At 65.4% G+C, this 13,155-nt stretch carries 17 protein-coding genes and 1 tRNA gene; 13 read left to right on the forward strand and 5 right to left on the reverse strand.

Features of this window, described 5'->3' with window-relative positions:
- Nucleotides 1-12: 12 nt before the first annotated feature.
- On the reverse strand, nt 13-1,464 hold the full coding sequence (gene sbcB, locus ACNR9O_RS06605; protein ID WP_473682044.1) for an exodeoxyribonuclease I: 1,452 nt from the start codon (nt 1,462-1,464) through the stop codon (nt 13-15).
- Nucleotides 1,465-1,587: 123 nt separating this feature from the next.
- On the opposite strand from sbcB, the gene orn reads away from it, so the two are divergent.
- From orn to ACNR9O_RS06635, 6 genes are all read left to right on the forward strand, one after another.
- Entirely contained in the window at nt 1,588-2,148 is a 561-nt protein-coding gene (orn, locus tag ACNR9O_RS06610) for an oligoribonuclease (protein ID WP_473682043.1), read from the forward strand.
- A 38-nt stretch (nt 2,149-2,186) separates the two neighbouring features.
- Nucleotides 2,187-3,095, forward strand: a complete 909-nt coding sequence (folP, locus tag ACNR9O_RS06615; RefSeq protein WP_473682041.1) for a dihydropteroate synthase — start codon at nt 2,187-2,189, stop codon at nt 3,093-3,095.
- Between the two features lie 44 nt (nt 3,096-3,139).
- Nucleotides 3,140-4,495, forward strand: a complete 1,356-nt coding sequence (gene glmM, locus ACNR9O_RS06620; RefSeq protein ID WP_473682039.1) for a phosphoglucosamine mutase — start codon at nt 3,140-3,142, stop codon at nt 4,493-4,495.
- 126 nt (nt 4,496-4,621) lie between these two features.
- Entirely contained in the window at nt 4,622-5,569 is a 948-nt protein-coding gene (locus ACNR9O_RS06625) for an isopenicillin N synthase family dioxygenase (protein ID WP_473682038.1), read from the forward strand.
- Nucleotides 5,570-5,651: 82 nt separating this feature from the next.
- Nucleotides 5,652-6,140: a hypothetical protein gene (locus tag ACNR9O_RS06630; RefSeq protein ID WP_473682037.1), complete on the forward strand. Its 489-nt coding sequence runs from the start codon at nt 5,652-5,654 to the stop codon at nt 6,138-6,140.
- A gap of 70 nt (nt 6,141-6,210) precedes the next feature.
- Nucleotides 6,211-6,909, forward strand: a complete 699-nt coding sequence (locus tag ACNR9O_RS06635; RefSeq protein ID WP_473682035.1) for a VIT1/CCC1 transporter family protein — start codon at nt 6,211-6,213, stop codon at nt 6,907-6,909.
- A 4-nt stretch (nt 6,910-6,913) separates the two neighbouring features.
- On the opposite strand, the gene ACNR9O_RS06640 is transcribed toward ACNR9O_RS06635, so the two are convergent.
- Complete coding sequence (locus ACNR9O_RS06640; protein ID WP_473682034.1) at nt 6,914-7,726, reverse strand: SDR family NAD(P)-dependent oxidoreductase; 813 nt, start codon at nt 7,724-7,726, stop codon at nt 6,914-6,916.
- 133 nt (nt 7,727-7,859) lie between these two features.
- On the opposite strand from ACNR9O_RS06640, the gene tpiA reads away from it, so the two are divergent.
- From tpiA to ACNR9O_RS06660, 4 genes are all read left to right on the forward strand, one after another.
- Entirely contained in the window at nt 7,860-8,609 is a 750-nt protein-coding gene (tpiA, locus tag ACNR9O_RS06645) for a triose-phosphate isomerase (protein WP_473682033.1), read from the forward strand.
- A 23-nt stretch (nt 8,610-8,632) separates the two neighbouring features.
- On the forward strand, nt 8,633-9,112 hold the full coding sequence (secG, locus tag ACNR9O_RS06650) for a preprotein translocase subunit SecG (RefSeq protein WP_473682032.1): 480 nt from the start codon (nt 8,633-8,635) through the stop codon (nt 9,110-9,112).
- 13 nt (nt 9,113-9,125) lie between these two features.
- Nucleotides 9,126-9,210 (forward strand) — tRNA-Leu (locus ACNR9O_RS06655).
- A 154-nt stretch (nt 9,211-9,364) separates the two neighbouring features.
- Nucleotides 9,365-9,787, forward strand: coding sequence for a hypothetical protein (locus ACNR9O_RS06660; protein ID WP_473682031.1), 423 nt, complete (start codon nt 9,365-9,367; stop codon nt 9,785-9,787).
- 5 nt (nt 9,788-9,792) lie between these two features.
- Here the strand turns inward: ACNR9O_RS06660 and ACNR9O_RS06665 are convergent, their stop codons facing one another.
- From ACNR9O_RS06665 to ACNR9O_RS06675, 3 genes are read right to left on the reverse strand one after another with little or no spacing between them, the layout of a single operon-like run.
- Nucleotides 9,793-10,053, reverse strand: coding sequence for a hypothetical protein (locus ACNR9O_RS06665; RefSeq protein ID WP_473682030.1), 261 nt, complete (start codon nt 10,051-10,053; stop codon nt 9,793-9,795).
- Nucleotides 10,046-10,681: a Lar family restriction alleviation protein gene (locus tag ACNR9O_RS06670; protein ID WP_473682029.1), complete on the reverse strand. Its 636-nt coding sequence runs from the start codon at nt 10,679-10,681 to the stop codon at nt 10,046-10,048. Before ACNR9O_RS06670 ends, ACNR9O_RS06665 begins: the two co-directional genes overlap by 8 nt.
- Nucleotides 10,678-10,881 (reverse strand): hypothetical protein, encoded by a 204-nt coding sequence (locus tag ACNR9O_RS06675; RefSeq protein WP_473682028.1) that lies wholly within the window; start codon nt 10,879-10,881, stop codon nt 10,678-10,680. The genes ACNR9O_RS06670 and ACNR9O_RS06675 overlap by 4 nt, the downstream gene beginning before the upstream one ends.
- A 258-nt stretch (nt 10,882-11,139) precedes the next feature.
- Between ACNR9O_RS06675 and ACNR9O_RS06680 the strand changes: the two genes are divergently transcribed.
- The 3 genes from ACNR9O_RS06680 (at nt 11,140) to ACNR9O_RS06690 (ending at nt 12,785) form a co-directional block, all read left to right on the forward strand.
- On the forward strand, nt 11,140-11,427 hold the full coding sequence (locus ACNR9O_RS06680) for a YegP family protein (protein ID WP_473682027.1): 288 nt from the start codon (nt 11,140-11,142) through the stop codon (nt 11,425-11,427).
- 186 nt (nt 11,428-11,613) lie between these two features.
- On the forward strand, nt 11,614-12,294 hold the full coding sequence (locus ACNR9O_RS06685; RefSeq protein WP_473682026.1) for a zinc ribbon domain-containing protein: 681 nt from the start codon (nt 11,614-11,616) through the stop codon (nt 12,292-12,294).
- A gap of 2 nt (nt 12,295-12,296) precedes the next feature.
- On the forward strand, nt 12,297-12,785 hold the full coding sequence (locus tag ACNR9O_RS06690; protein ID WP_473682025.1) for a GNAT family N-acetyltransferase: 489 nt from the start codon (nt 12,297-12,299) through the stop codon (nt 12,783-12,785).
- The last annotated feature ends 370 nt before the right edge of the window (nt 12,786-13,155 follow it).

Genomic DNA, 13,155 nt, shown 5'->3' on the forward strand with positions numbered 1-13,155 from the left:
GTTCTCTTGGCGTCAGGCGGGCAAGGGGGCGAGATCCGCGGCGAGCGTGTCGCCCCAGACCTGCAACTGGTCGAGCAGAGCGAGCTTGGTCGCATCGTTCGCATGTTCGGCGCGCAGCAGCGCAATGCGGGCGAAGTAATCGTCCAGGGTGAGGCTGGTCAGTGGCGTCGGCTTGGTCAGCCGCTCACGACGGAAGGCGTCCCAGCGTTCGCGTTCGTCAGGCGTGAGAGTTTCCGGCCAGTTGCGCGCCCGGTAACGGAACAGCAGTTCCGGATAACGGGCATCGCGGAACGGAAAGGTGCGTACTCCCAGCTGTTCGGGCGGCGCGGCGCGCACTTCCGCCAGAAGGCGCTTGTCCGCGTCGGGCAGGAAGCCGCTGTAGATAGCCAGCTCGGGGTCGGCCGGCGGCGGCAGGTCGGCGGCGCGCTGGAAGACGCGGCGCAGCTTTTCGGCCAGGCCGTCGATGGCGGCGAGCTGGTCGCGGTGGGCGAGGCAGCGCTCCACATCCAGTTGCAGGCGCGCGGTATCGGCACCCTTGAGCACCGACAGCGGCGCCAGCGCCGGCGCGCGGTTCGCGCGCACGGTACGCAGGGGGATGCGTTCGATCCCCTCGGGCAGATCGGCGCGGGCGGTGAACACGCGGTCGGCGATCTCGTCCTCGTCCAGGGCCAGCAGTGGCGAGGGATCGACCGACAGGTCGTACACGATGATCTCGCCCGACCGGGTCGGATGCTGGGCGATCGGCGCGACGATGGCCAGGCAGAAGCGGCTGGCCGGGTAGCGCGAGGACACATGCAGCACGGGCGTCATGCCGACCACGTCCAGCAGTTCGAACACTTTCTGCTTGCGGCGCAGGGCGAAGTGCCAATCCCACAGGCGCGGCTGGCGCACCCGGATCAGGCGCGCCAGGCCGATCAGCGCGTGCACGTCGGAGAGTGCATCGTGCGCGCGCTCCTGTTGAAGGTGGTTGGCGGCGGCGAGGTGCTCGAGCCTGAAGCTCAGGGTGCCGTCCTCGCGCAGGGGCCACTCGATGCCCTCCGGGCGCAGCGCGGCGCACATGCGTACCAGGTCGATCAGGTCCCAGCGCGAATTGCCGTTCTCCCACTCGCGGCCGTAGGGTTCGTGAAAGTTGCGGTAGAGCATCTGCCGCGTGAACTCGTCGTCGAAGCGCAGCGAGTTGTAGCCCACGCCGCAGGTGCCCGGTGCAGCCAGCTGCTCGTGCACGCGTGCGGCGAAGTCGGCCTCGCCCAGGCCGTCGCGCTCGGCCTGCTGGGGAGTGATGCCGGTGATCAGGCAGGCTTCCGGATGAGGCGGCATCTCGCGTGGAGGCTTGCCGAAGAACATCACCGGTTCACCAACGATTTCCAGGTCCATCGTGGTGCGGATGCCCGCGAACTGCAGCGGGCGGTCGCGCCAGGGATCGGCGCCGCTGGTTTCGTAGTCGTGCCAGAAGAAGGTCTGCATGGCGGGATGATCGCATGGAGGCGCGTGGCCGATGTGCGCGCCCGCACATGACTGCCCCCGGGCCGGGCCCGCACACTCGGGCCGCGTGCGGCCTGCTGCTAGACTGCGTGGCCAGGAGGGCGCATGAGCCAAGCGAACGACGACAACCTGATCTGGATCGATCTGGAAATGACCGGCCTGGATACCGATAACGACTCCATTCTCGAGATCGCCACCATCGTGACCGACAAGGAACTGAACATCCTGGCCGAGGGGCCGGTGTTCGCCATCCGGCACGAGTCGGAGCGGCTGGAGGCGATGGACGCCTGGAACCGCAATCAGCATCGCAAGTCCGGGCTGTGGGAGCAGGTGCTCGCGTCCGCCGACGACCATACGGCAGCCGAGCAGGCCACGCTCGATTTCCTCAAAGCCTGGGTGCCTGCGGGCAAGTCGCCGATGTGCGGCAATTCGATCTGCCAGGATCGCCGCTTCATGCATCGCCAGATGCCGCGCCTGGAGCGCTATTTCCACTACCGCAACCTCGACGTGTCCACGCTCAAGGAGCTGTCGCGCCGCTGGTCGCCAAGCATCTGCAAGAACTTCAGCAAGGAATCGGCGCATACCGCGCTGTCGGATATCCGCGACTCCATCGAGGAGCTGCGCTATTACCGGCAGTTCATGGGCGCGCTGGGCGGCGCGGGCTGACGGCCCGCTTCCGAAGCCTGCATCAAACAGGAGCGCGCATGTCAGCCGACCTTTTCGCCCCCGTGCTCGACTGCGCCGGCAGGCGCCTCGTGCTCGACCGCCCGCGTGTCGTGGGCATCGTCAATGTCACGCCCGATTCGTTCTCCGACGGCGGCAGCCATGCCACCGCCGAAGCGGCGGTGGCCCATGGCCTGCGCTTGGCGGAAGAGGGCGCGGATATGCTGGATGTAGGCGGAGAATCGACTCGTCCCGGCGCGGATGACGTGCCGGTGGAGGAAGAACTGCGCCGCGTGATTCCGGTGATCGAGCAACTGGCGGCCCGCACGTCGCTGCCGATCGCGGTGGATACCTCCAAGCCCGAAGTGATGCGCGCGGCAGTCGCCGCCGGCGCCGGCATGATCAACGACGTCTATGCGCTGCGCCGCGACGGCGCGCTGGACGCCGCCGCCGAGCTGCGCGTGCCCCTATGCCTGATGCACATGCAAGGCGAGCCGCGCGGCATGCAGGACGACCCGCGGTACGACGACGTGGTGGGCGAGGTGCACCGGTTTCTCGCCGATCGGCTGTTCGCCTGCGAACTGTCCGGCATCGACAAGCGGCGGGTGATGGTCGACCCGGGCTTCGGCTTCGGCAAAAGCCTGGAGCACAACCTTGCGCTGCTGCGCGCACTGCAGCGGTTCGCCGATCTGGGCAGCGGGTGCTATGTGGGTCTTTCGCGCAAATCCATGATCGGCCAGCTCACCGGGCGTGGCGAGCCGGCACAGCGCGCGGCAGGTTCCGCGGCCGCGGCGCTCATCGCCGTGCAACGTGGCGCCCGTATGGTACGCGTACATGATGTAGCCGCTACGGTCGATGTTTTGGCGGTATGGCAGGCCGTGGCTGCAGGGGAGCCGGCGGTGCGCCGCGATGATCGTCCGCCGGCGCCACGCTGGCCGGACGACGAATAAGAGACCAACCACCGCGCCCCTTCCGGCGCGTTACAGGATCCCCTATGAGCGAACGCAAATACTTCGGTACCGATGGCATCCGCGGTCCGGTCGGCCAGTGGCCGATCAGCGCCGACTTCATGCTGCGCCTGGGGCGCGCGGCGGGCGTTGCGCTGGCGCGCGATACCCGGGAAGGCCGGCGGCCGAAGGTGCTGATCGGCAAGGACACCCGCGTGTCCGGCTACATGTTCGAGGCGGCGCTGGAGGCGGGCCTGGTCGCCGCCGGCGTGGATGTGGGACTGCTGGGGCCGATGCCGACGCCAGCCGTGGCGTTCCTCACCCGTTCGCTGCGCGCGCAGGCCGGTATCGTGATCAGCGCCTCGCACAATCCGCATCAAGACAACGGCATCAAGTTTTTTTCCGCCACGGGCGAGAAGCTCTCCGATGAGGTGGAGCTGGCGATCGAAGAGGGGCTGGACGGCGAGTTCACGACCGAGCCTTCCGAGCGCCTGGGCAAGGCCAGCCGCATCGATGACGCCGGCGGTCGCTACGTGGAATTCTGCAAGCGCACGCTGGTGGATAGCCAGTTCACGCTGCGCGGCCTGCGCATCGTGCTGGACTGTGCCAACGGCGCGACTTACCAGGTGGCGCCGAAGGTCTTCTCCGAACTCGGCGCGGACGTGATCACGATCGGCCACAAACCGGACGGTTTCAACATCAACCTGGGTGTCGGCTCGACCCATCCGCAAGCTTTGCAGCTGGCCGTGCTCGAACATCGCGCCGACGTAGGCATCGCCTTCGACGGCGACGGCGACCGCGTGCAGATGGTGGATCGCGAAGGCGTGCTGCTGGACGGCGACGACATGCTGTTCGTCCTCGCCCTGGCCTGGCAGGCGCAGGGGCGGTTGAAGGGGCCGGTGGTCGGCACCTTGATGAGCAACTACGGCCTGCAGCAGGCGCTGGGTGCGCTGGACATCGAGCTCATCCGCGCCAACGTTGGCGACCGTTACGTGCTGCAGAAGCTCAAGGAGCACGACGGCCTGCTCGGCGGCGAGACGTCGGGTCACATCCTGTGCCTGGATCGCGCGACCACCGGTGACGGCATCGTGTCCGCGCTGGCCGTGCTGGAGGCACTGGGCGGACGCGACCTGGCGGAGGCGCGCCAGGGGCTGCGCAAGATGCCGCAGATCATGATCAACGTGCGCGCCCAGGGGGCTCGCGAGGCATTGCATAGCGATCAGGTCAAGCAGGCGCTGGCCGAGACCGAGGACGCGCTGCGCGGTCGGGGCAGGGTGGTGCTGCGCGCTTCCGGCACCGAGCCGCTGGTCCGCGTGACGGTGGAGGCTGCCGACGAGGCCGAGGTGCGGCGGATGGCGGAGAAGCTGGCGGAAGTCGTAAAATCCGCCGCCGAACGCTCGTGAGCCAGCGGGGGCGGTGTTGTCGCACCGACTCCTGCCCAGGTCGCCAAGGATTGGCCCGACGTGCCCCGCCCCTGCGGTGGCGGGTTCGATAAATCGACCGCACGCCTACCTGTGGATCACGACACCATGAATACGACCGTCAAACGGGTTCCTACCCTCGATATCCGCCGTTACGAGACCGACCGCGACGCTTTCGTTGCGGAACTGGGCGCCGCCTATCGTGAATACGGCTTCTGCGGCATCAGCGGCCACGGCATTTCGCCCGAGCTGATCGATGGCGCCTACGAGGCGTTCCAGCAGTTCTTCGCCTTGCCCGCCGAAACCAAGATGAAGTATCACGTGCCCGGCACTGGTGGCGCGCGCGGCTACACCCCCTTCAAGGTGGAAACGGCCAAGGACAGCAAGTACGCCGATCTCAAGGAGTTCTGGCACGTAGGCCGTGAGATCGCGCGCGACTCCCGCTTCGCCGACGTGATGGCGCCGAACCTGTGGCCGGAAGAAGTGCCTGCCTTCAAGCCTCGTGGCTATGGCCTGTTCGAAGCGCTGGACCAGCTGGGCACTCGCGTACTGCGCGCGCTGGCCCTGCACATCGGGCTGCCGGAAAACTACTTCGAAGACAAGACCGACCAGGGCAACTCCATCCTGCGCCCGATCCATTACCCGCCGATCGCCGAGGAGAATATCCCGAACGTGCGCGCGGGCGCCCACGAGGACATCAACTTCATCACTCTGCTGGTCGGCGCCAGCGCCGAGGGCCTGGAAGTGCTGACCCGCGAAGGCGAATGGCTGCCGATCACTACCGAGGGCGACGCCATCGTGGTGAACATCGGCGACATGCTGCAGCGCCTGACCAACCACGTGTACCCATCGACCACCCATCGCGTGGTGAATCCCCAGAACGAGAATGCGCGCAAGCCGCGTTATTCGGTGCCGTTCTTCCTGCATCCGAACCCGGACGTGGTGCTCGATCCGCTGCCGCAGTGCGTGACGCCGGACAACCCGCGCCGCTACGACACGTCGATCACTTCGCACGAGTATCTGCAGCAGCGCCTGCGCGAGATCAAGCTGATCTGATCGTCCCCTGCATGACTTCCGGTCGGTCCGTACCGGCCGGGAGTGGGCTAGCCTCGCGGCATCTCCGCTTCGGGATGCCGTGATGCGCGCCGTATCTCTCTTCCTCGTTCTTTCACTGGCGGGCGCTGCCGCCGAGGCAACCGCGTCCGGCGCTTCGATCCAGGCCATGCAGCCCTTGCTGGGGAGCTGGCGTTGCGATGGCGTCTTCCCGGCCAGCGGCAAGACCATCGCGTCAGTGATGCGCCTGGAAGCCGATCTCGGCGACGCCATCGTGCTCAAGCATCACGATGATCTCGCGCCGGCGACTTACAAAGCCGTCGAGGCCTGGACCTACGATGCGAAGAGCGGGCAATTCAATGCTGTCGTGATCGACAGCCTGGGGGGCGCACGCCGTTTCAGTTCAAGCGGCTGGGAGGGCGATACATTGACGTGGATGTCGGCGCCCGACGTGCAGCCGGCGCAGAAATTCGTCTATGTGCGCGAGCAGGACGGCACGCTTCGCGTGGATTGGCAACGGATGCGCGAAGGGCGCTTCGTCGTGGGCGACACGCTTACCTGCAAACGCCAGTGATTCGCCTTCGTATACCGTCGCGCGGTCGACGTCGGCGGTAGAGTGGCGGCGCCTTCCAAGGAGCGCCGCCATGCCGCTGACCCCTCATACGGAGAAGCATTTCACCGCCTCGGATACGGTGCGCGATCTGGTGATCGGCATGGCCGACGGCCTGACCGTGCCGTTCGCGCTGGCTGCGGGCCTTTCCGGCGCGGTGGCGGCGAGCCGGCTGGTGGTGGTCGCCGGCGTGGCGGAGATCGCCGCCGGCGCGATCGCGATGGGCCTGGGCGGCTACCTTGCGGCGCGGGGCGATGCCGATCACTACGCGGCCGAACGCGCCCGTGAACATTACGAAGTACGCGAGCTGGCGCATCGCGAAGAGGACGAGGTGGTGCAGATCCTCGCGCACTACGGCCTGGACCGGGCCACCTGCGCGCCCATCCTGGCTCACTTCCGCGCCCATCCGGACAAATGGGTCGATTTCATGATGCGTTTCGAGCTGGGGCTGGAGCAGCCCGAGCCCGGGCGTGCGCTGCGTAGCGCACTCACTATCGGCGGCGCCTATGTGCTCGGCGGCCTGGTGCCGCTGCTGCCGTACATGCTGGTGGATCAGTTATCGCGGGCGCTGCCGTTTTCAGTCGTCTGTACGCTCGCCGCGCTAGGCATCTTCGGCGCCGCGAAGGCCCGCTTCACCGGGATCGGCATGCTCCGTGGCGCCATGCAGACCATGCTGGTGGGCGGCCTTGCCTCGGCCGCCGCGTTCCTGCTGGCGCGCTGGATCGGCGGATGAGCGCCTACTGCGGCGGGGATTGGCGATAACGTCGAGATTCGCGCGCGGACAGCCACAAAGCCATGCGGTCCGGAATCAGCTTCACCAGTGATTTGATGAAGCGGTTGACGCGGCCGGTGACGTGCACGATCTCGCCGCGCTCGGCCGCTTCGTAAGCTTCCCGCACGACATCTTCGGCGGTCTGCCACATAAAGCGGGGCATCTGGTTCATCAGTTCTCGGGTGCCAGTGACATCGTGGAACTCCGACCATGTGAAACCAGGGCATAGCGCGCAGACATGCACGCCCAGGTGGCGGTTCTCCAGCGCGAGCGACTGCGAGAACTTGATCTGGTACGCCTTGGATGCTCCATACAGGGTGTGTCCCGCGGTGCCCGGCACATGGCCGGCCAGCGAGGCGACATTGACGATGCGGCCATAGCGCCGCTGGCGCATGCCGGGCAACAGGCGCCAGGCCAGTTCGGTCGGGGCGGTCATCAATACCTGGATGAAGGCCGCGTGCGCCTCCCAGGTATTGGCGTCGAACGTGCCCGGCAGGCCGTAGCCGGCGTTGTTGATCAACCAGTCGACGGCGAGGCCGCGTCGTTCGAGCTCTTCGCATAGCTCCCGGGGGGCCGCGGGATCGGCCAGGTCCAGCGGCAACACCGTGATGTCGCAGCCGTGCGCGGCCTGCAGGGTCTGCGCGAGTGCCTCCAGGCGGTCCACGCGGCGCGCGGTGAGGACCAGGTCATGGCCGCGCGCGGCGAGATCGCGGGCGAAGGCGGCGCCGATGCCGGCCGAAGCACCGGTCACCAGGCTGAGGGGGCGGGACTGCGACATGCCGGTTCCTTGTGGGCGCGGTCGAAAGCGGCGATCTTGCGGTCAGTTCGCCGAATGCGCCAGCGCCCGTGCCGTTGCCGGTCCTGGGGGTGCTCGCTAAGCTTCCGCGTTTTTAGCGAAAGGGAGACAGGCCATGCGCAAGAAGCTCGTCGCCGGTAACTGGAAAATGCACGGCAGCCGCTCGATGGCCGAGGGGCTGGCCAGCGAGATCGCGGCCGGTATGCCTGCGTCGATCGACGTGGCCGTGTTTCCCCCGTTTCCCTATATCGCCGGGCTGGTCGAGCGTCACGCTGAGTCCGGTCTTGGTGTCGGTGCGCAGGACGTGAGCGAACACGAAGGGCAGGGCGCGTACACCGGCGAGGTCTCCGCGGCGATGCTGGCGGATATCGGGGCTCATTGGGTGCTGGTGGGGCATTCGGAGCGGCGCCAGTACCACCACGAGAGCGACGAACTGGTCGCGCGCAAGTTCGCCGCCGCCCGTGCGGGCGGACTGACGCCCGTACTGTGCGTGGGCGAGACGCTGGAGCAGCGCGAGGCGGGCGAGACCGAGGCGGTGATCGGCCGCCAGTTGCGGGCCGTGCTGGCACTCAACGGCGTGGCCAGCTTCGATACCGCGGTGATCGCCTACGAACCGGTCTGGGCCATCGGCACCGGCCGTACCGCGACACCGGCACAGGCACAGGAGGTCCATGCCTTCATCCGTAGCCAATTGGCCAAAGAGGATGCTATGATCGCCCGTCTGACTCGGCTGCTTTATGGCGGCAGCGTCAAGCCGGCCAACGCCGCGGAATTGTTCGCGCAAGTGGATGTGGACGGGGGGCTCGTCGGAGGTGCATGCCTGACCTCGGCCGATTTCCTCAAGATCTGCGCCGCTGCGCAATAAGCGCACGGACTTCCTGGAAACCCATGTTCGTCATCTTCAGCGTCTTCTACATCCTGATCGCCGCCGCGATGATCGTGCTGATCCTGATGCAGCGCGGGGCGGGTGCCGATGCGGGTTCGGGCTTCGGCGGCGGTGCTTCCGCCACGGTGTTCGGTGCACGCGGTTCGTCCAGCTTCATGACGCGGGCCACGGCCGTGCTGGCTGCGCTGTTTTTCCTGCTCAGCCTCGGCATGGGTATCTACCTGAGTCGTCATGGTGCGCCGCAGAACAATGGCGCCGATCTCGGCGTGATGTCCGGGCTTGCCAACCAGCCCGCGGCCACGCAGAATGCGCAGCCCTCGGCGCCGGCCAACGCGGAAATCCCGCAGGCCACCAAGCCGGCGGCCACGGCCGGCGAGGTTCCCGCGGCCACTCCGGCGCAGAGCAACGGCGAAGTCCCGACGGCCACCGCGCCGGCGAAGGCCGCCACCGAAGCCCCGGCTTCGGAACCGAAGAAGAAGTAAGCAAACAACACCTGCCCAGGTGGCGGAATTGGTAGACGCACTACCTTGAGGTGGTAGCGACGCAAGTCGTGGGGGTTCGAGTCCCCCCTTGGGCACCATTACAGAATTGCAGCTGGTAGCTAAAGGCTGCAATCTCCGAAGAAACAATAAGTTAGGCCGCTCGCGAGAGCGGCCTTTCTTGCTTTCAGTTGCATCGAATTGCACAAGGTTGCACCCTGTTGCACAGCTTTTGCACGCGGGGATTGCACACGGATGGCCAGCATCTACAAGGTCGGAAAGCGGTGGCGCGCGCAGGTGCTGATCCGTGGCCAGCGGCAGGGCCAGGTCTTCGACACCAAGACCGAAGCCTCGCAGTGGGCCCTCCAGGTGCAAGCCGAGGGAAGGAAAGCCCCGTCCTCCACCGTCCTTCTCAAGGACGGTCTGGGCACGCTCGCGGCTCTGGAAAGTCGGCTGGACAAGCTTTCGCTGCTTCCTTCCGATCTCGGTCAAAAGACGAGCGCTGTCGCCGGTAGGCTGCGATCGATCATGGGAAGAACTCAGTGGGTGGCAACCAATATCAGAACGACCGCTCCGGCTGACTACGAGGCGCAGCTTTCCCCCTATATCAAGAGCATGCGCGAGGCGCTGTCGGACCTTCGAGATGTCCTTGACTACGCACATGGCTACGGCTTTTAAAGGCATCACGCCTCACCCCGCTCGCCGTCATCCTCGTCATCGTCCTGATCGCAGGTCGAGAACAGGTATTTGGCCGTCACGCTAACGGTGAACTGGCCATCGCATGACGGGCACTCAAGTTCGTGATCGCCTTCCGCGTAGAGATGCCAAGCCTCCATGTCCTCGATGTTGCAAACATGCCCGCAGTGTGGGCACTTGGGGTAGTCGTTTCCCCAGAACTCCAGGTGGCCGCCGCTCTTAAGCGCCGCGAATGTGTGCTCACCCATTCCCATCTCCCCGCTTGCCGGCAATGGCTTGGTCGATCGCGCGATGCTTTGGAGCCAATGGATATGGATGCCACATATCCGGCTTCGGGTATTCGTCATCGCTCTTGTCATCAGGATTCATCCACTTGCCTAACTCGGATAAGTAGATGACTGGCAATACCTCGGTGTATTCAGGCGAACGGAACCAAGCCCCCATGATCAGCTTGTCGATTGGAGCGGAATCCATCTCACGCCAACCGCCCGCATCCCTCACATCCTCCGCCGTGGCGCGTGGTGAGGCGAGCAGGGCGAATGCGCGCATGCGATCGCACCAGATATGGAAGTCAGCCTTCGTCATGTACTTCCGGTTGCCTTCCCATCCGGCTTGCAATGACAGACGCTCGATATCGTCGTCAGTCAGGTCCACCACCTCCCCACCCTTGTCCTCGCTGCTCGCGTGGGCGACGGCGGCTTGCCGGGTGTTCCAGGCGTCGATCGCCTCCTCGGGTCCGAAGAAGTCGTTTACCCCAGCGCCGCACCTGCATCGGATGTTGTGTAGGAGGACGTCTTCGTCATAGCTGGACCCTTTCATAGGTTTGCCGCCACAAAATGGACACGGCAACAACTCAACCTTCTGCTGGTCGGTCATGCGGAATACCCCTTGAGGTCTTCGTAACACCGGATCATGGCGACGACATCGCCCGCGACCATGGCGGCATGTGCAGTCCTGATCGGGTTGCGCATCATGGTTGAGGCGAAAATGCCAGTTGGGATCGCATCGTATAGCGGAAGCAGCTCCTGGACGCGCTCAATCTCGCGTGGCAGGGCATCGGCAAGGGAGTCGGACATCACGCACCCTCCTTCCCGGCGAGTGTCGGGGCGGTGAGCAAGGATTGATAGCTGGCGCGAACCTGATCGCGAGCAGTGCCGTATTCATTCCAGCCACGATCACCGCCCAGATAGCGGCAAGCATCTTCGACGCAGCGTTCGAGGATAGCGGTGCGGCTCTCGTGCACTGTGTCAGTGTCCAGGGCGAGTCCGCCCATACTCTGAAAGGAGGCGACCGTGGCGGGTTGGTATGAACTGAAGCGGAGTGGCGATCAATTCATGTTCAATCTCAAGGCGGGGAACGGGGAAACGATCCTCACCAGCGAGCGATACACCTCCAAGTCCGCAGCCCAGGGCGGCATCGCTTCGGTGCAGAAGAACAGCCCGGACGACGCACGCTACGAGCGCAAGACATCGAAGTCTGACGAGCCGTACTTCGTGCTCAAAGCGGCGAACCATGAGGTGATCGGCAGGAGCGAGATGTACTCGTCGAAGTCGGCCATGGAGAACGGCATCGCTTCAGTCAAAACCAATGGCCCGACGACGGACGTTCGCGACAACAGCTGACGTCGCGTTTTGGTGCGATGGACAGTGACGCCACTGGGCCTCCGGAAACGGGGGCCTTTTCCATATGTGTGTTCTGCGTTCGATGGTGGTGGCGCCACGACTTCTCAGGGCAAGGTCAAGCCTCGGGCTTGGGTATTGGGCATAATCCGATTCCCATTCAAGCTGCCGCCCACTGTCGAGGGAACGATGAGCGACGACCTGCACTTTTCCAGCAACTACCGTGACCTCTGCCAGCAATACGGCACCGGTGCGGGTTTCCAGTTCGAGTTCTATTGCCAGAGCTGCAGTGATACGTGGCGCTCGCCTTTCGCGCCTTATCGAAGCGGCCAGGCATCGGGGTGGATGCGGGAGATCGGCAACTTCGCCAGCAATTTGCTGGGCGGTGTGGGTAACGGCATCGACAATGCGGTGGAAGGACTGGCGAAGGCAGGCTGGGGCACGGCGCGAGATGCAGCGTTCAAGGACGCCATCGGCGCGGCACAGCATCACTTTCATCGCTGCGCCCGTTGCAACCACTATGTCTGCGATCGCTGCTGGAGCGCGGATAAAGGGCTGTGCGAAACCTGCGCGCCGGATCTCGCCACGGAAGTGCAAGCGGCGCGGCACCAAGGGCAGCTGGATGCCGCACGTGACAACGCACGTGAATTCGGCAAAGGCATGGCGGGCAAAGTGGACGTCAAGACCGAACGCCAGCTGGTCTGCCCTCAATGCGGTTGCGAGGCGCGTGGCGGGAAATTCTGTCCGGACTGCGGCCATCGGCTGGGCGACCCCAGCCAATGCTCCGGTTGTCAGGCGCAGCTTCCCGCAGGTAGCCGTTTCTGTCCGGAGTGCGGGCAGGCCACCGGAAATGCGGTACGTGCGAGCTAGCGATGCCTATGCCGATCCGCGCCGCGGCGAATGACGAGGTGCAGGCCCTCGCGCGGTTATGGCACGACGGCTGGCGGGACGCCCACGCCGCGATCCTGCCGGAGGCGCTGGCGAGGCTGCGCACGCTGGAAAGTTTCGCCGAGCGCCTGGCGGCGCATCTGGATGACGTGCGCGTGGTCGGCCCGAACGGTGCGCCACTCGGCTTTTGCATGCTCAAAGACGACGAGTTGTACCAGCTGTTCGTCGCCGCCGAGGCGCGGGGTACAGGTCTGGCGGCCTCGCTGATCGCTGATGGCGAGGCTCGTCTGGCGGAGCGCGGCCATGCGGTAGCGTGGCTGGCCTGCGCGATCGGCAACGAGCGGGCGGCTCGCTTCTATCGCAAATGCGGTTGGCATTTCGCTGGTACCTTCGTCAGTCGGCTGGAGACCCATGCCGGTCCCTATGATCTCGAAGTCTGGCGCTACGAGAAGCGGTTGCACCCGGGCGAATAACGTTAACTGGGGCTGCCATGAGAACTACGCCACAAGCGATATAAGAAATCCCCTACAAAAAGCCGAGCGGTTCGCCGCTAGGGGACGGGGTGGGAGTGCGCGCAAGCTGTCTCTGCCCCGCGAGTCAGGCGGCGAGCCTCAAGCTCGTGCCAGCCGATGACCGGGGCGTTCTTCTGCATGACTCATGCCCCTGAGTCCAAGCATTGGCGCCCTGCGTCCCAGGGCGCCTTTTCTATGCTTGCGTTCCAGCCCATGGCGATAGCCCGGAGCCGAGGCGGTCGCTGCCGATGGCTGGCGTGCCGCAATCGGTTGTCCTGAACTACCTGCCGCGACAGCAAAATACATGACGCAGTAGACGAGCAATTTTTGC

The sequence above is a fragment of the Dyella sp. CR10 genome, assembly GCF_055814425.1.